General features: G+C 69.2%; 15 protein-coding genes and 2 riboswitches. Of the genes, 10 read left to right on the top strand and 5 right to left on the bottom strand.

Annotated features, from left to right (window positions below):
* The first annotated feature begins 18 nt into the window (after nt 1-18).
* Nucleotides 19-1,287: an FIST signal transduction protein gene (locus AC3A6X_RS26435; RefSeq protein WP_487844949.1), complete on the top strand. Its 1,269-nt coding sequence runs from the start codon at nt 19-21 to the stop codon at nt 1,285-1,287.
* On the opposite strand, the gene AC3A6X_RS26430 is transcribed toward AC3A6X_RS26435, so the two are convergent.
* Entirely contained in the window at nt 1,284-2,456 is a 1,173-nt protein-coding gene (locus AC3A6X_RS26430; RefSeq protein ID WP_487844948.1) for a M20 aminoacylase family protein, read from the bottom strand. The genes AC3A6X_RS26435 and AC3A6X_RS26430 overlap by 4 nt on opposite strands.
* Before the next feature lie 8 nt (nt 2,457-2,464).
* Complete coding sequence (locus tag AC3A6X_RS26425) at nt 2,465-3,448, bottom strand: tripartite tricarboxylate transporter substrate binding protein (protein WP_487844947.1); 984 nt, start codon at nt 3,446-3,448, stop codon at nt 2,465-2,467.
* 133 nt (nt 3,449-3,581) lie between these two features.
* Here AC3A6X_RS26425 and AC3A6X_RS26420 point away from each other — a divergent pair, with 133 nt between their 5' ends.
* On the top strand, nt 3,582-4,463 hold the full coding sequence (locus AC3A6X_RS26420; RefSeq protein WP_487844946.1) for a LysR family transcriptional regulator: 882 nt from the start codon (nt 3,582-3,584) through the stop codon (nt 4,461-4,463).
* 3 nt (nt 4,464-4,466) lie between these two features.
* Here AC3A6X_RS26420 and AC3A6X_RS26415 read toward each other — a convergent pair whose 3' ends face one another.
* A complete protein-coding gene (locus tag AC3A6X_RS26415; protein ID WP_487844945.1) occupies nt 4,467-5,735 on the bottom strand; it encodes a D-amino acid dehydrogenase in 1,269 nt (422 codons plus the stop codon).
* A 92-nt stretch (nt 5,736-5,827) separates the two neighbouring features.
* A riboswitch (glycine riboswitch) is annotated at nt 5,828-5,933 on the bottom strand.
* A gap of 4 nt (nt 5,934-5,937) precedes the next feature.
* Nucleotides 5,938-6,041: riboswitch (glycine riboswitch) on the bottom strand.
* 72 nt (nt 6,042-6,113) lie between these two features.
* Nucleotides 6,114-6,848 carry a helix-turn-helix domain-containing protein gene (locus AC3A6X_RS26410; protein ID WP_487844944.1) on the bottom strand — a complete coding sequence of 245 codons (735 nt, stop codon included), beginning with the start codon at nt 6,846-6,848 and terminating at the stop codon, nt 6,114-6,116.
* 121 nt (nt 6,849-6,969) lie between these two features.
* On the opposite strand from AC3A6X_RS26410, the gene AC3A6X_RS26405 reads away from it, so the two are divergent.
* The 8 genes from AC3A6X_RS26405 (at nt 6,970) to AC3A6X_RS26370 (ending at nt 14,989) form a co-directional block, all read left to right on the top strand.
* Nucleotides 6,970-7,812 carry a hypothetical protein gene (locus tag AC3A6X_RS26405; protein ID WP_487844943.1) on the top strand — a complete coding sequence of 281 codons (843 nt, stop codon included), beginning with the start codon at nt 6,970-6,972 and terminating at the stop codon, nt 7,810-7,812.
* A gap of 23 nt (nt 7,813-7,835) precedes the next feature.
* Nucleotides 7,836-9,800: an MFS transporter gene (locus AC3A6X_RS26400; protein ID WP_487844942.1), complete on the top strand. Its 1,965-nt coding sequence runs from the start codon at nt 7,836-7,838 to the stop codon at nt 9,798-9,800.
* Complete coding sequence (locus tag AC3A6X_RS26395; protein WP_487844941.1) at nt 9,800-10,450, top strand: phosphatase PAP2 family protein; 651 nt, start codon at nt 9,800-9,802, stop codon at nt 10,448-10,450. Before AC3A6X_RS26400 ends, AC3A6X_RS26395 begins: the two co-directional genes overlap by 1 nt.
* Nucleotides 10,451-10,553: 103 nt before the next feature.
* Complete coding sequence (locus tag AC3A6X_RS26390) at nt 10,554-11,039, top strand: YiaA/YiaB family inner membrane protein (protein ID WP_487844940.1); 486 nt, start codon at nt 10,554-10,556, stop codon at nt 11,037-11,039.
* Nucleotides 11,040-11,080: 41 nt separating this feature from the next.
* Nucleotides 11,081-11,539 carry a hypothetical protein gene (locus tag AC3A6X_RS26385; protein WP_487844939.1) on the top strand — a complete coding sequence of 153 codons (459 nt, stop codon included), beginning with the start codon at nt 11,081-11,083 and terminating at the stop codon, nt 11,537-11,539.
* A gap of 83 nt (nt 11,540-11,622) precedes the next feature.
* A complete protein-coding gene (locus tag AC3A6X_RS26380) occupies nt 11,623-12,420 on the top strand; it encodes a DUF2145 domain-containing protein (protein ID WP_487845071.1) in 798 nt (265 codons plus the stop codon).
* Nucleotides 12,417-13,883 carry an FAD-binding oxidoreductase gene (locus AC3A6X_RS26375; protein WP_487844938.1) on the top strand — a complete coding sequence of 489 codons (1,467 nt, stop codon included), beginning with the start codon at nt 12,417-12,419 and terminating at the stop codon, nt 13,881-13,883. Before AC3A6X_RS26380 ends, AC3A6X_RS26375 begins: the two co-directional genes overlap by 4 nt.
* A gap of 32 nt (nt 13,884-13,915) precedes the next feature.
* Entirely contained in the window at nt 13,916-14,989 is a 1,074-nt protein-coding gene (locus AC3A6X_RS26370; protein WP_487844937.1) for a serine endopeptidase, read from the top strand.
* 147 nt (nt 14,990-15,136) lie between these two features.
* Here the strand turns inward: AC3A6X_RS26370 and AC3A6X_RS26365 are convergent, their stop codons facing one another.
* On the bottom strand, nt 15,137-15,913 hold the full coding sequence (locus AC3A6X_RS26365; protein ID WP_487844936.1) for an SDR family NAD(P)-dependent oxidoreductase: 777 nt from the start codon (nt 15,911-15,913) through the stop codon (nt 15,137-15,139).
* Nucleotides 15,914-15,989 lie beyond the last annotated feature (76 nt).

The raw sequence follows: 15,989 nt of genomic DNA, 5'->3' as shown, positions 1-15,989 counted from the left end.
GCCGGGGAGTCCGAGTCCATGAAGCTGTTTCCCACGGGCCACGCCACCCATCCCCAATGGCGCATGGCAGCCGGGCTCGTGCTCGCGCAACTGCGGGCGCAGATGGCGCTGCCGGACTATGCGCACTCGCCCACGCTGGGCCTGCTCTACATCACCGACCACTACGCGACCGAGGCGCAGGAGATCCTCGACCACCTGGGCGCCGAGCTGCCCGAGATCACCGACTGGTCGGGCACGGTCGGCATCGGCGTCTCGGCCAACAACGCCGAGTACATCGACGAGCCGGCGCTGTCCGTCATGCTGTGCATGCTTCCGAGCGATCAGTACCGCGTGTTCTCGGGCGTGGCCCCGCTGGCCGGCTCGGAGATGAGCGGCTTCGCGGCCCACACGGCGCTGGTGCATGCCGACCCGGGCACGCCGGACCTCACCGAGCTGGTCGCCGAGATGGCCGGACGCACCGACACCGGCTACCTCTTCGGCGGCCTGTCCTCGGGCCGTGGCGACGCCCTGCAGTTCGCCATCGGCGGCAACGGCAACATCCGCGGCCATGGCGCCGCGGGCGGCGTGTTCTCGGGGGGCCTGTCTGGCGTGGTCTTCGGCGAGGGCGTTCGGCTGGTGTCGCGCGTCACCCAGGGCTGCCAGCCGGTGTCGCGCGAGCGCGAGATCACCGAGGCCGAGGGCAACCTGCTGCTCAGCCTCGACGGCGAGCCGGCGCTGGACGTGCTGCTGGCCGAACTGCGCGTCTCGCTGGAAGCGCCGCAGGAAGCGATCGAGGCGGTGCGCGGCACGCTGGTCGGCCTGGTCAACGCGGGCAGCGACGGCATCCGGCGCACCGGCGACCTGGGGGCCGACGTGCTGGTGCGCCACATCATCGGCCTCGACCCCACGCGCCGCGGCATCGCGATCGCCGACGTGGCCGAGGCCGGCATGCGCATGAGCTTCGTGCGCCGCAACGCGCAGGCCGCGCGCGCCGACCTGATGCGCATCTGCGCCGAGATCCGCGAGGAGCTCGAGCCCCAGGAGCAGACGCTCGCCACCGCGCGCGCCGTGGCGGCCGGCGAGGCCGAGGCTGCGCCCCATCCGGCGCGCCGCATCGCGGGCGCGGTGTACGTGAGCTGCTCGGGGCGGGGTGGCCCGCACTTCGGCGCGCCCGGCGCGGAGCTGCAGATCGTGCGCCATGCGCTGGGCGACGTGCCGCTGGTCGGCTTCTTCGCCGCGGGCGAGATCGCGCGGCACCACCTGTATGGCTATACGGGCGTGCTGACCGTGTTTGCGGCGAACGATTAGCGCAGAAATCGCTCGGCCAAGAGCACCCAGTAGGCCGCGCCGATCGCCACGTTGCCGTCGTTGAAGTCGTAGCCGGGGTTGTGCACCATGCAGGCGCCGTGGCTGTCGCCTTCGCCGTTGCCGATCAGGAGGTAGCTGCCGGGCACGCGCTCCAGCATGAAGGCGAAGTCCTCGCTGCCGGGCAGCGCCGGGCCCTGCAGCGTGACGCGCTCGGGGCCCAGCAGTTCCAGCGCCACCTCGCGCGCGAAGGCGGTTTCTTCTGGCGTGTTGACCAGCACGGCATAGCCGGGGCGCCAGTCGATCTGCGCCTTGATGCCGAAGCTCTCGGCCTGCGCCGCGATCAGGGCCTTGATGCGCTCCTCGAGCCTGATGCGTACCTCGCGGTCGAGCGCGCGCACGCTGAGCTCCAGCGTGGCGCTCTGCGGGATCACGTTGTTGGCCTTGCCGGCATGCACCGCGCCCACCGTCACCACCGCCATCTGCAGCGGATCGATGTTGCGAGACACGATGGTCTGCAGCGCCATCACGATGCTCGCCGCCGCCACGATCGAGTCGGCCGTGCGATGCGGCATCGCGCCGTGGCCGCCGACGCCGGTGAGCGTGACGGTGGCGTAGTCGGAGGAGGCCATCGCCGGCCCTTCGCGCAGCGCCAGCCGGCCCTGCGGCAGGCCGGGCATGTTGTGCATCGCGAAGATGGCGTCGCAGGGGTACTTGTCGAACAGGCCCTGCTCCATCATGCGCACGGCGCCGCCGCCGCCTTCCTCGGCCGGCTGGAAGATCAGGTTCAGCGTCCCGGAAAAGCGCCCGCGCTCGGCCAGGTGGTGCGCGGCGGCGAGCAGCATCGCGGTGTGGCCGTCATGGCCGCAGGCATGCATCACGCCGGTGTGGCTGCTGGCGTAGGCGAGGCCCGTCGCCTCGTCGATGGGCAGGGCGTCCATGTCGGCGCGCAGGCCCAGGCGGCGTTCGCCGTCGCCGCGCACCAGCCGTCCGACCACGCCGGTGCCGCCGAGGCCGCGCTCGACCTGGTAGCCCCAGGCCTCCAGCCGCTCGGCCACCAGCGCCGAGGTGCGGTGCTCGTCGAAGGCGAGCTCGGGATGGCGGTGGATGTCGCGGCGGATGTCGATGAAGGCATCGGCCTGCGCGTGCAGGTCTTCGAGGAGCGTGCTCATGATTCGGCTTATTGGGGTTGCAGGTGGATGGACTTGGCGATGTCCCGGTAGCGCGCGGTCTCGGCTTCGAAGAACTTCGCCGATTCGGCCAGCGACATGGGCGGCGAGGCGACCTGCGTCTGGGCCGCGAGTTGCGTGCGCACGCCCGGGTCCTTCAGGGTCGCGCCGATGGCCTTGTGCAGTTTCTGCACGACGTCCTCCGGCGCGTTCTTCGGCACCATGAAGCCGCTCCAGATCTTGTAGGTCAAATTCTTCAGCTCCTTGCCTTCACTCGCAGTGGGCACGTTCTTCAGCAACTCGGAGCGCTGCGCGCCCAGCTGGCCGATGACCTTGAGCCGGCCCTGCTCGGCCAGCGCGCCCATGGCCGCGCTGTAGACCAGCACGGCAAAGTCCACCTGCCCGCCGCCGAGGTCCTGCAGCAGCGGCGCATTGCCCTTGTAGGGCGCGTGCATCAGCTTGATGCCGGCATCCTGCTGCACCTTCTCCAGGATCAGGTGGTAGAGCGAGCCGACGCCCACGCTGCCGTAGGACAACGGCTGGTCGGTCGATTTGCGGGCCAGCGCGATCAGCTCGTCCACGCTGTTGGCGGGCAGGTCCTTGCGGGCGACGAAGACCATCACCGCATCGGCCACCGGATGCACCAGGCGAAAGTCCTCGGTCTTGAGCTTCACGGCCGCGTTGGCCAGCGGCGAGAGGATCACCTCGTTGGCAGAGCCCTGGAAGATGTAGTGGCCATCGGCCGGCGCCGCCAGCACCTTCTGTGCCGCCATCGCGCCGCTGACGCCGCCCAGGTTCTCGACCAGCACCTGCTGGCCCAGCTCCTTGCCCAACGGGGTGGCAAAGATGCGCGCCAAGGCGTCCGAAGGCCCGCCGGCAGGATAGGGGACCATCAGGGTGACGGGCTTGGCGGGGTAGCTCTGGGCGAAGGCCGTGCCCGCGGCCAGCAACAGGCCACAGGCGAGGAGATGTGAACGCTGGAAGAACGATGTCATCGGGGGACTCCGGGTGGGGCGCCGGCGCGATTGCCGGATGCGGATGAATGCTAGGAGCGGCCACTGCTAACGTCCAATGCATTGTTGGCTGCATTAGCATGAGTTCAATGCAGCTATCCCGCAGGCCTTCGCCATGACGCTGGTCCAACTCAGGCATCTGATCTCGCTGGCCCGCACGGGCTCCTTCAGCAAGTCCGCGCAGGCCTTGCACCTGACCCAGCCGGCCCTGAGCCGCAGCATCCGTGCGCTGGAGGACGAGCTGGGCATGCCGCTGTTCGACCGCGTGGGCCGCAGCAACGAGCTCACCGCCTTCGGCCGCGAGGTGCTGGACCGCTCGCGCCACCTGGTCTTCGAGGCTGACGAGCTGCGCGACAGCGGCCGGCGGCTGCGCGAAGGGGAGGGCGGCACGGTGCGCATCGGCATGGGCTCCGGGCCGGGGGCGATGCTGATGACGCCCTTCCTCATGCACATGGCGAAGCACCACCCGCGGATGCGCGTGGCGGTGGCGCGCGGCGGCACCGATCTGCTCGTGCAGTCGCTGCGCGAGCGCACCCTGGATGCGCTGGTGGTCGATGCGCGCTCGCTGGAGCCGGCGCCCGACCTCGAGCTCGGCCTGGTGCGCGAGATGCGCGGTACCTTCCTGTGCCGCCGCGGCCATCCGCTCGCGCGGCTGCGTGCCGTGGCTTTCGAGGCGGTGCAGCGCTACCCGATCGCTTCCACACCGCTGAGCGACGAGGTGGCGCGCACCCTGGTCGAGGCCTACGGGCCGCAGGCGCATCCCGCGCACTGCGTGACGCTGCAATGCGAGGAGGTCCCCAGCCTGGTGGAGGTGGTGCGCCAGAGCGACGCCGTGCTGCTGGCGATTCGCGCGGCGGCACCCGGCCTCGTCGAGCTGAAGATGGATCCGCCGCTCGACGGCGTGGCGCGCTTCGGCCTCGTGACCCTGCGCCGGCGCACCGAGGCGCCGGCGCTGGTCATCCTGCGCACGCTGATGCAGGCGCTGATGCGCGACTGAGGCTCAGGCGCCGGCAAAGGCGAAGTCGACCTCCGGCTTCAGCCCGCTCACGATGCGCGCGATCGAATGGCCCGAGCCGCAGGCGTGGGTCCAGCCCAGCGTGCCGTGGCCGGTGTTAAGGAACAGGTTGGGCAGGCGCGTGCGGCCGATCAGCGGCACGTTGCTCGGCGTTGCGGGGCGCAGACCGGTCCAGAACTGCGCGCGCGTCGTGTCGCCGGCACCGGGGAAGAGCTCTTCCACGCGCCGCACGATGGCTTCGCAGCGCACGCGATTGAGGTCGCGGTCGTAGCCGTTGAGCTCGGCCGTGCCCGCGATGCGCAGCCGGTCGCCGCTTTCCGAGGTGTAGCGCGAGAAGACCAGCTTGTATTCGTCGTCGGTCAGCGAGACCTGGTGCGCCTTCGAGGCGTCCTTCACCGGCAGCGTGACCGAGTAGCCCTTGGCCGGGTAGATCGGCAGCCGGATGCCCAGCGGCGCGGCGTACAGCGGCGACAGCGAGCCCATCGCCAGCACGACGGCGTCGCCGCGGATGCGCTGGAAGCGGCCCTCGCTGTCGGTGGCCTCCACGTGGTCGATGCGCCCGCCCGCCTCGCGCAGCGCGGTGACGGTGTGGCTCATGAGGAACTGCACGCCGTCCGCCACGGCCAGCGCGACCAGCTCGCGCGCGAAGCGGTTCGCATCGCCCGACTCGTCCTCGGCCGTGTAGGTGGCGCCGGCCAGCTGGGGCCGGATGTGGGCCAGCGCCGGCTCGATGCGCACCGCCTCGTCGGCCGAGACCACGCGGCGCTCGCAGCCGAGGGCCCGCATCTGCTCGGCCGGCTTGAGTGCGCCGTCGAACTCCTTCTGCGTCGTGTAGAAGTGCAGGATGCCCTGGGTGCGCTGCTCGTACTGCAGTCCCTTGTCGCGGCGCAGCTGCTGCAGCAGCTCGCGGCTGTAGGTGCCCAGGCGCACGATCTGCTCGATGTTGCGCCGGGTGCGCGCCGGCGTGCATTCGCGCAGGAAGGCCAGGCCCCAGAGCCACTGGCGCAGGTCGCCGCGCAGGCGGAAGAGCAGCGGCGCATCCTCCTTGCCCAGCCATTGCAGCAGCTTGAGCGGTGCGCCGGGATTGGCCCAGGGCTCGGCATGGCTCACCGAGATCTGGCCGCCGTTGGCGAAGCTGGTTTCGGCGGCCGCCGTGGCCTGCCGGTCGATCACGGTCACGTCGTGGCCGAGTTGGCGGAGGTAATAGGCCGAGGTGACGCCGAGCAGGCCGGCGCCAAGAACGATCACGCGCATTGCAGGAACCTTTCAGGTTGCAACGCTCGGACGCGACGAAAGCAATGGAAGCTCGTGAAGAAGAAAAAGCAACCGGCGCACGCGTCCGAGTTGCCGCTCCCCCTGTCCTCGGTACCTGAGAGATTCATCCGCTGCGCCCGCAGCGGACTTGCTCCTTCGGTGCGTCGCGTGGTGCGACGGCTCTCCAGACGGCTTTGACAGTTGGTGCAGTACAGGCCCTTGGTTGCGAGCCGACCTGAGCGTTTATGGGAGTTTGCGCCTTCGGTGGGGCCGCCTCGCAGCGGCCCGCTCTCCTGCAGTGGGGCGGATTGTAGGCGGCCCGGCCCGTGTCACCAAGCGCGGTCGCCGGGGCCCTGACCCGCCTCGATCTCGATCGCCTCAGGCCCGCCGAAGCCGCGTGAAGAGCTCGAACTCCCAGTTGCGCATACCCAGCAGCAGCGTGTAGCCCTCACGCTCCTTGGGCGAGAGCTTCTGGTCGGTCTGGTGCTGCTGCGCGAAATCCTGGGCCACGCGCTGCAGGCGGTCGAGGAAGGCCGGGGCCAAGCCCTTGCTGATCGAACCATGCACCAGCAGCAGGCCCTCGGCCGGCCCGTCGAAGCCGCCGCGGTAGTAGTCCAGCACCACGTTTTCGCGGAAGAAGTCCATCACCGGCCCATGCGGGCGCCAGCGGAAGGTCTTGGCGAGCTTGAGCCGGTAGCGGTTGAGCGGTCGCAGCTCGATGATGCCGATGCGGTCCAGCTGCGCCAGGTAGCCGATGCATTCGGCCTCGCTGATCCGGTAAGCGGCCACGATCTGCTCCAGCGTCCACTGGCTCAGCACGCAGATGGCCAGCAGCAGCAGCTTCTTGTCCTTGACCACCGCCTTTTCCTGCTCGAGCGTCAGCTCCTTGAGCAGTGGCTGGGCATCGGCGACGCGTCGCGCCAGCTCGGCGAAGTCGATTTTCAGCGCACGACAGATCGCATCGACGCGCGTGAGCGGCATGTCGCCCTTGGCGAGCATGCGCTTGACGCTGGATTCGGCCATGTCCAGCGACTTGGCGAGGTCCGCATAGGTCATGTGGGCGGTCTTCAGCTCGTTCTTGAGAGCCTGGACGAGGTCGATGGTGGTGCTCATGGATCGGGTATTGGTTTTTGATACCGGGGGGCGTGAAAAAGTACTCCGTATCGATTCTCGATGCTCCTCCGGAGGTTGACAACCTACATTCCGCCGCACCGACCTCTCACCGGGAACCGCCATGCCCCTCACGCTCCTCTCCCGCCGCGAACGTGTTCTGCTCTTCTTCTTCGCCTTGCTTCTGCTGCTGGCCGTCGCCGGGCCCTCTCTGCCGTCGCCGGGGATGGGCGGCGTTCCCTTTGCAGACGAGCGCGACTGGTTCGGCCTTCCCCACGCGATGGACGTGCTGAGCAACCTGCCCTTCGCCGCGCTGGGCGTCTGGGGCCTGCGCTGGCTCCACTGGCACGACCAGGCGCACGAGCACGTGCAGGACGCGGTGCCGCTGCACCACGCGGTGGCCCAGCCGCCGGTCAACCTGCTCGACTGCGCCTGGATGTTCTTCGCCGGCCTGGTCATCACGGCCGCCGGCTCGGCCTTCTACCACCTGCAACCCGACGCCCTGCGTCTCGCGGCGGACCGCGCCGGGATGACGGTGGCCTTCGCCGGACTGATCGGGTGCGCCGTCTGCGAGCGGGTGAGCGCGCGTGCCGGTTGGCCGGCGGCCTGGTTCGTGCTCGGCGCAGGCTTGCTGGCGGTGGCCGTCTGCCAGGAAACGGGCAACGTGATGCCCTGGGCGCTGGTCCAGTTCGGCGGCATGCTGCTGGTGCTCGTGCTGGCGCTCACCCGGCCCGCGCAGGGCGCCATCGGCCTGCGGCTGGGCTGGGTGATCTTCTTCTACGCGCTGGCCAAACTGTTCGAGCTGTCGGACCGCGCCATCTACGAGGCGACGCACCACCTGCTGGCCGGTCACAGCCTCAAGCACCTGACGGCGGCATTGGCGGCGCTGCCCGTGCTGCACGCACTGCAGGCCATGGGCCGCCAGACGCTGCGGCACAATCCGGGCGCGGCCGCGGTGACGGCCTGAAGGAGCCCGCCAGGGCGTTTCGAATGACGACATCCGCCGACGCCTCCGTTGCAGCCAGCGCGCCCGCGCCGAACGCGCACGCCAACCAGTTCGCCCTGCTCGGGCAGCGGCGCTTCGCGCCCTTCTTCTGGACGCAGTTCGCGGGGGCGGCGAACGACAACCTGTTCAAGTTCGCCTTCACGGTGATGGTGACCTACCAGCTGCAGCTGGGCTGGATGCCGCCGGCCATGGCGGGGCTGGCGATCGGCGCGCTGTTCATCCTGCCCTTCCTGCTGTTCTCGGCGACGGCTGGGCAGCTCACCGACAAGTACGACAAGACGAAGATGATCCGCTTCGTCAAGAACCTCGAGATCGCGATCATGGTGCTGGCGGCCTGGGGCTTCATGCGCGCCGACGCGGTGCTGCTGCTGGCGTGCGTGTTCCTGATGGGGCTGCACTCGACGCTCTTCGGGCCGGTCAAGTTCGCCTACCTGCCGCAGGTGCTCGATGCGCGCGAGCTCACCGGCGGCAACGGCATGGTCGAGATGGGCACCTTCATCGCCATCCTGCTGGGGCAGGTGGCGGGCGGCCTGCTGGTCGCGCTCCCGGGCATCGGTCATACGACGGTGGCGGTGGCCTGCCTGCTGCTGGCGTTGGTGGGGCGGGGCGTGGCGCAGGCGATCCCGCCGACGCCGGCGACCGATCCGGGCCTGGTGGTCAATTGGAACCCGGTCAGCGAGACCTGGCGCAACCTGCGGCTCGCGCACGGCAACCTGGTGGTGTTCCGCTCGCTGCTGGGCATCTCGTGGATGTGGTTCTTCGGCGCCGTCTTCCTGAGCCAGTTCCCGAGCTTCGCCAAGGAGGTGCTGCACGGCAACGAGCAGGTCGCCTCGCTGCTGCTAGTGGTGTTCTCGATCGGCATCGGCATCGGCTCGCTGCTGTGCGAGACGCTGAGTCGGCGCCAGGTGGAGATTGGCCTGGTGCCGCTGGGTGCGATCGGCATGAGCGTGTTCGCCGTCGACCTCTACTTCGCGTCCCGTGGTTTGCCGCCAGCGGCCGAGATGGGCCTCTACAGCTTTGTCGCCCAGCCGGCCCACTGGCGCGTGATGGCCGACCTGGGCCTGCTGTCGCTCTTCGCCGGGCTCTACAGCGTGCCGATGTACGCACTGATCCAGCTGCGCAGCCAGCCCACGCACCGCGCACGCATCATCGCCGCCAACAACATCCTCAACGCCCTCTTCATGATCGCCAGCGCGGTGATCGCGGGCGCGCTGCTCAGGGCCGGCTTCACGATTCCTCAGATCTTCCTCTTCACGGGCATCGCCAACGCCGTGGTTGCCTTCTACATCTTCATGCTGGTGCCGGAGTATTTACTGCGCTTTTTCGCCTGGCTGCTGTCGCACGTGGTCTATCGCTTCGACGTGAAGGGCGAGGAGCACATCCCGGCCGAAGGCGCCGCCGTGCTGGTCTGCAACCATGTGAGCTTCATCGACGCGGTGTTGCTGATGGCCGCCAGCCCGAGGCCGATCCGCTTCATCATGGACCACCGCATCTTCCGCGTGCCGGTCCTCGGCTGGCTGTTCCGCCTGGCCAAGGCCATTCCGATCGCGTCGCAGAAGGAAGACCCTGCGGCCTATGAGGCGGCCTTCGCCCGCGCGGTGCAGGTGCTGCGCGAGGGCGACCTGCTCGCCATCTTCCCCGAGGGCGCCATCACGCGCGACGGTACGCTGCAGCCGTTCAGGGGCGGCGTGATGAAGATCCTCGAAGACGCCCGCGCCGAGGGCATCGACGTGCCGGTGATCCCGATGGCGCTGACCAACCTGTGGGGCTCCTACTTCAGCCGCATCGAGGTGCGCGATGGTGAGCGCGTCGCGATGGTGCGCCCCTTCCGGCGCGGCTTCTTCAGTCGGGTCGGGCTCCATGTCGGCAGCGCAATGGCGCGCGCCGAGGTGCAACCCGAGGCCCTGCAGCGGCGCGTGGGCGGGCTGCTCGGCGGCCAGCCGAGCTGATGCTGTTCCTGCCCGACGGGTTCTGGCATTCGATCACCTGGTTCGGTGACAGCGGCTTCCTGCTGCCGGTCGCGGCCTGGATCGCCGTCTGGCTGGGCGTGCGGACGGTCACGCGGCCGATCGCATGGCGCTGGCTCGTGCTGTTCGGCTCCGCCGGCGCCCTGGTGGCGGCCTCCAAGATCGCCTTCATGGGCTGGGGCATCGGCAGCGCGATGCTCAACTTCACCGGCATCAGCGGCCACACCATGCTCTCGGCCAGCGTCTGGCCGGTCGCCTTCTGGCTGGTCGCCGCGCACTGGGAGCCGCGCGTGCGCGCCTCGGCCGCCACGCTCGGCTGGGTCTTCGCGGGGCTCATCGGGCTGTCGAGGCTCGCGATCTATGCCCATTCCAAGTCGGAGGTGGCGGCCGGGTTCGCGCTGGGCGCGGCGGTCAGTGCGCTCTTCCTGTGGAGGCAGCATCACCGGCCGCCGCGGCTTCACTGGGTCCTGCTGCTGATCAGCATCGTCTCGCCGCTGCTGTTCCTGCGTCCCGGAACGCCCGCGCCCACGCAAGATGCGCTCGGGCTGCTCGCCGTGCGGCTGGCCGGCACCGAGCGGCCCTTCACGCGCGAAGACCTGTTGCGGCGCCGGCAGCGCATCGGTATCGATTGAAGATACCCGTGGCGGCGAGATCCGCCACCAGTGCAGGAATTTGAACCCCGCAGCGAAGGCGCGAACCATCATCCGCGCACCTTCACTACGCCGCGAGGCATTCATGCAACCCTCTACACCCATCGTCTCCATCCAGCGCGATACCCGTGCCTGGCAGGTCCAGGTCTGGATCTCCTTCGGGCTGGCCGTGTTCCTCTGCGCGACCGGCCTCGGCTGGCTGCCGGGGCAGGCGCTGGATCGGGCCTTCATGGTGATGGGCTACGTGTTCTGCCTGTCGGCCGCCTTCGTGCTGGCGAAGTTCGTGCGCGACAACCAGCACGGTGCGGTCCCCGGTGCCGGCGACACGCCGATGTGGAAGCTGGTGGTCTGGGGCGGCTTCTTCACCGCCATGGGCCTGACCGGGTGGGGCCTGCTGCGCATGGAGATCGGCGAGACCTACAAGGCCTTCCTGGGGGTGAGCTGGCTCTTCCTGATCAGCAGCGCCTTCACGCTGGCCAAGACGCTGCGTGACCGCCACGAGGCCGACATCGCCGAAGCGCGGCTGCAGGGCCGCCGCGAAGCCCGCGCCGAAGCGGACCGCGGCGAATGACAGCGCAACCCCTTCAAACCCCTCTTTCTGGAGAGCACATCATGAAGAAGTCCTTCGCCGCGGCGTTGATCGCGGCCTGTGCCGCGCTGGCGGGCGTCGCCGCCCCGCTGCAGGTTCATGCGCAGAGCGAGGCCTCGGCTGCGCTGTCGATGCTGCCGGTGGCCTCCGTCGTCGGGACCGCCTCGCTGGCCGGCAGCGCGGCAAGCGCGGTGGTGGCCTTGCCGGCGGCGCTATCGGTGGCCGGGGCTACGCTCACGGTGGTGGCGGTCGAGGCCTCGGCAGACGGCACCGTCTATCTGCTGGAGCGTGCGTCCGACGGTGCCCGCGCCAGTGTCAAGGTGCTGGGCCGTGCCGTCCATGGCAGTGCGGTCGTGGCGGGCACCGTGGTGACGGTCAGCGTGATCGGCACCGGCGTCGTGCTGTCGGCGGCCGGCGAGGTGCTGGCCTTCGTGCCCAACGCAATCGGCCGCGCGCTGCTCTACAACGAGAGGCTGTCGTGAGGCGCATCCCCACCAACTTCGGCAGCTACGAGATCGAGTACCGAAACCGCGTCCCGCGCGCACGGCGCGGGCTGCGGGCGGTGATGCACCTGATCGCGGCCGCGCTGGCGGTGGTGCTGGCCGGGCTCTTCCTGTTCCCGCTCAACGCGCACGCCGGCCGATCCTGCGAGGAGCACCGGCCGAACGCGGCCTCGATCATCAAGGGCATGGAGCTCGCTCAGCGCACGGCGCAGCAGCTCGACGCCAGCGGCGCGCAGGTGGTGCTGCTGGCGCGGGCCGGGCAGGACCTGGGCAAGTACGGGCTGCGCTACTCGCACATGGGCCTCGCCTACAAGACCGAGGCCGGCGCCTGGCGCGTGGTGCACAAGCTCAACCAGTGCAACACGGCGACGGCGGCGGTGTATCGCCAGGGGCTGGGCGAGTTCTTCCTCGACGACCTGTGGCGCAACGAGGCCGCCTGGGTGGTGCCTACACCCGCCGTGCAGGCGCTGCTGCGGGCGGCGCTCGAAGAATCGCCCGCGCGCATCACGCGGCTGCACATCCCTGCCTACAGCATCGTGAGCTATGCCTGGGGCGACAGGTACCAGCAGTCGAACCAGTGGGCGATCGAGACGCTGGCCGCGGCGATGGAGCCCGCAACCATCCGCACGCGCGGGCAGGCGCAGGCCTGGCTGAAGTTCAAGGGCTATGAGCCCACCACGCTCAAGCTCGGGCCGTTGACGCGCTTGGGCGGCCGCGTCAGCGCGGCCAACGTGGCCTTCGACGACCATCCCAACGAAAAGCGCTTTTCCGATCGCATCGAGACCGTCACGGTCGACTCGGTCTTCACCTGGATGCCGCGCGCGGGACTCAGCGCGGCGCCGGTGACGCTGCGCCTGTGAGACCGCCGCCGCGCCTGCACGCGAACCGCAGTCTGCGGGCAGGCGAGCCCCTGCTGTCGCGCCGGACCGTGCTCGCGACGGCGCTGGCCGGTGCCGGCCTGCTGCTGGTTCCGGCCCGCGCCGTCCTGGGCGCGACGCCGTTCCTCGTCGAGAACGTCACGCGGCTTTACGCCGTGGAGGTCGCGCGTGTGCTGAGGCCGCGCTCGCGCGAAGCCGTTCGCGACGCGGTCCTTCAATGGCCTGGACGGATCGCGGTGGGCGGCGGGCGGTATTCGATGGGCGGGCAGGTGGCGGTCGCGGGCGGCCTGCATCTCGACATGCGCGAAATGAATCGTCTGGTGTGGTTGCGCCCCGAGACGAAGACGGTACGCGTGCAGGCGGGCATGCGCTGGCGCGACCTGCAGGATCGCATCGACCCGCATCAGTTGTCGGTGCGGACCATGCAGAGCTACGCCAACTTCACCATCGGCGGCTCGGTGTCGGTGAACGCCCATGGCCGCTACGTCGGCCATGGCCCTCTCGGGCATTCCGTGCTGGCGCTGCAACTCGTGCTGGCGGACGGCGAGATCGTCGAGGCCGATCGCCGGACGCGACCGGAGCTCTTTCGCGCCGCGATCGGCGGCTATGGCGCCCTCGGCGTGATCACGGAGGTGGAGCTCGCGCTGGACGACAACGTGCGGATCGAGCGCTCCGTCACGAGCTTGCCCCTGCAGGACTATCCCGCCTGGTTCGAGCGCGAGGTCAAGTCCGCCCGCGGATGTCTGCTGCACAACGCCGACCTGATGCCGCCCCACTTCGATACGGCCGTGGCCGTGAGCTGGCTTCGGTCCGACAAGCCGCTGACCGTGGCGGAGCGTCTGACTCCGCGCGATCGCAGCTATCGGCTCGAGCAGAGCCTGATCTGGGCCGTGACCGAGCTTCCGAACGGCGATGCGCTGCAGCGCAAGTACGTCCGGCCGCTGCTCTTCGAGGGGAAGGCTGTGGTCTGGCGAAATCACGAGGCGAGCCTGGACCTTCGCTCGCTGGAGCCGGCGAGCCGCCGGGCATCCACCTACGCGCTCCAGGAGTACTTTGTTCCGACGCGGTGCTTCGGGCTCTTCGCGACCGAGATGATCCGGATCATCGGGGAGCATCAGGCCAAGGTGCTGAACGTCTCGATCCGGCATTCGCCGCCCGACGAGCTGTCCCTGCTGTCTTGGGCCCGCGAGGAAGTTTTCTCGTTTGTCGTGTATTACAAGCAGCGCACCGACGCCCAAGGCCAGGAGCACACCGGCCACTGGACCCGGGCGATGATCGATGCTGCCTTGAAATGCGATGGAACCTACTACCTGCCCTACCAGCTGCACGCGACCTCGGCGCAGTTTGCCGAGGCCTATCCGAAGGCCGATGCATTCCGCGCGGTGAAGCGCGCCGTTGACCCTGCGGGACGCCTCTGCAACACGCTGTGGCAGAGATACCTTTGAATCGACGACCTTTGATGAACCGGAGATATTGAATGAGCAGCAAATCCCTGCGCCTGTCGGAGAAGTGGTTCCGCCGCGGCCTGTGGGTGGTGGCCCTGGTGTTCGCGAGCTTCCTGATCGGACTGGGCAGCACGATCGTCGGCGACCTGCCGCGGGTCGAGCGCACGCTGACGCTCGACGACTTCATCGACCGCCCGGCGGCCGAGCCGCTGCGCCAGACCATCCGGACCAGCCAGCGCACCGAGCAGGAGGCCACGCGCGAGCGCGAGCAGGCCGAGCTGGCGCTGCTGGCCGCGCAGCAGGCCAGCCGCACTTCGCGCGAGACCTTCGGCAACTGGCTGGCAACGCGGCGCGCGACCGCGCAGCCCGACCAGGACACCGAGCTCATCGCCCGCACCAAGGCGCTCGATGCGCTGAAGACCAAAGAGAACGAAGCCGAGCGTGCCGTCGGGGCGCAGCGCCAGATCGCGCTCGATGCCCGCCAGGCGCGCCAGAGCGCGCAAGAAAAGCTCGCCGTCCTCGAAGAGGCGGCGCGCAAGGCGCTCGAGGCGGAGAACCGGCGCGTCGAACTGCGCGTGTTCGCCTACCGGCTGGCGCTGACCCTGCCGCTGCTGGTGGTCGCGGGCTGGCTCTTCGCGAAGAAGCGCAAGAGCACCTGGTGGCCCTTCGTCTGGGGCTTCATCTTCTTCGCGCTGTTCGCCTTCTTCGTCGAGCTGGTGCCCTACCTGCCGAGCTATGGGGGCTATGTGCGCTACGCGGTGGGCATCGTGCTGACCGTGCTGGTGGGTCGCTACGCGATCATCGCGCTCAACCGCTACCTCGCGCGCCAGAAGGTGGCCGAGGCACAGCCCGACACCGTCCGGCGCAACGAGCTGAGCTACGACACCGCGCTGGCGCGGCTGGCCAAGAGCGTTTGTCCGGGTTGCGAGCGGCCGGTGGATCTCAAGAACACCGAGATCGACTTCTGCCCGCACTGCGGCATCGGCCTGTTCGACCACTGCCGCGCGTGCAAGGCACGCAAGAGCGCCTTCTCCCGTTTCTGCCACGCCTGCGGGACCGTCGCGGCATCGCCGCCGAGCGACGGCCTGCCGCCTCAGAAGCTGTGAATGAATCCGGCGCGCCCGAGCAGACCGTCCAGGCGGCGCCAATCAAGGCCAAAGCGCAGCCGTAGCTTGAGCTATGGCGAGCATTTGCAACGCAGAGTGGGGCCGCTGGGCGGGATGAGCAGGCGTGGTGGATCCGTTCACAGCTTCTCAGGTCCAGCCCGCATCCACCACGTAGTCCTGCGCGCTGCACATCTTCGAATCGTCGGCCGCGAGGAAGAGCGCCATGCTGGCGATGTCCTGCGCCATCACGCGGCCCGGTAGGCATTGGGCGGCGTCGATCTGGGCCTCGGACTCGGGCTTGACCCACAGCTTCAGCTGGCGCTCGGTCATCACCCAGCCCGGCACGATGGAATTGACGCGGATGTTGGCCTTGCCGAGGTCGCGTGCCAGCGAACGGGTGAGGCCGCGCGCCGCAGCCTTGCACGCCTGGTAGACCGGGTAGCCGGCGCCCTTGATCATCCAACTGATCGAGCCGAAGTTGATGATCGAGCCGCCGCCCGCCGCACGCATGTCGTCCGCCACGGCCTGCGCGGCGAAGAACTGGTGCTTGAAGTTGATCGCCACCAGCGCATCGAAGTCCTCGCTCGTGACATCGGCCATCTCATGGCGGCGGTCGTTGGCGGCGTTGTTGAGCAGCACGCGGATCGGCCCGAAGCGCGCGCGCACCGCGGCGATGGCCGCCTGCAGCGCGGCGACATCGGTGACGTCGCACGCATGGAACAGCACTGCGTTGTCGCCCTGCAGCGTGGCCGCCACTGCCTGGCCAGCCGCGACATCGATGTCGCAGAAGCCGACATGCGCGCCTTGCGCATGGAAGGCGCGCACCAGCGCTTCGCCGATGCCGGTGGCGCCGCCGGAGATGAAAACGCTGCGGCCGGCGAGCGATGGATAGCGTGCCGAATAGGAGGAGTTCGTTGCCGTCATGATCGGGGTCCGTGCGAGTGAAGGGAGCTGCCGCCGCGGGCGCGGCCGAGTGATTCTCTACGCCGCGGAGGGTGCG

It is taken from the genome of Variovorax sp. Soil_C_12, from assembly GCF_057657375.1.
This window is presented reverse-complemented; position numbering and strand designations above follow the sequence as displayed.

Bases quoted from the DNA above. Each gene is read 5' to 3' on its own strand.
- AC3A6X_RS26420 (WP_487844946.1), top strand. From the start codon at position 3,582: ATGACGCTGGTCCAACTCAGGCATCTGATCTCGCTGGCCCGCACGGGC.
- AC3A6X_RS26405 (WP_487844943.1), top strand. From the start codon at position 6,970: ATGCCCCTCACGCTCCTCTCCCGCCGCGAACGTGTTCTGCTCTTCTTC.
- AC3A6X_RS26385 (WP_487844939.1), top strand. From the start codon at position 11,081: ATGAAGAAGTCCTTCGCCGCGGCGTTGATCGCGGCCTGTGCCGCGCTG.
- AC3A6X_RS26415 (WP_487844945.1), bottom strand. From the start codon at position 5,735: ATGCGCGTGATCGTTCTTGGCGCCGGCCTGCTCGGCGTCACCTCGGCC.
- AC3A6X_RS26435 (WP_487844949.1), top strand. From the start codon at position 19: ATGAAGCTGTTTCCCACGGGCCACGCCACCCATCCCCAATGGCGCATG.
- AC3A6X_RS26365 (WP_487844936.1), bottom strand. From the start codon at position 15,913: ATGACGGCAACGAACTCCTCCTATTCGGCACGCTATCCATCGCTCGCC.
- AC3A6X_RS26410 (WP_487844944.1), bottom strand. From the start codon at position 6,848: ATGAGCACCACCATCGACCTCGTCCAGGCTCTCAAGAACGAGCTGAAG.
- AC3A6X_RS26400 (WP_487844942.1), top strand. From the start codon at position 7,836: ATGACGACATCCGCCGACGCCTCCGTTGCAGCCAGCGCGCCCGCGCCG.
- AC3A6X_RS26370 (WP_487844937.1), top strand. From the start codon at position 13,916: ATGAGCAGCAAATCCCTGCGCCTGTCGGAGAAGTGGTTCCGCCGCGGC.
- AC3A6X_RS26425 (WP_487844947.1), bottom strand. From the start codon at position 3,448: ATGACATCGTTCTTCCAGCGTTCACATCTCCTCGCCTGTGGCCTGTTG.
- AC3A6X_RS26395 (WP_487844941.1), top strand. From the start codon at position 9,800: ATGCTGTTCCTGCCCGACGGGTTCTGGCATTCGATCACCTGGTTCGGT.
- AC3A6X_RS26390 (WP_487844940.1), top strand. From the start codon at position 10,554: ATGCAACCCTCTACACCCATCGTCTCCATCCAGCGCGATACCCGTGCC.
- AC3A6X_RS26380 (WP_487845071.1), top strand. From the start codon at position 11,623: ATGCACCTGATCGCGGCCGCGCTGGCGGTGGTGCTGGCCGGGCTCTTC.
- AC3A6X_RS26430 (WP_487844948.1), bottom strand. From the start codon at position 2,456: ATGAGCACGCTCCTCGAAGACCTGCACGCGCAGGCCGATGCCTTCATC.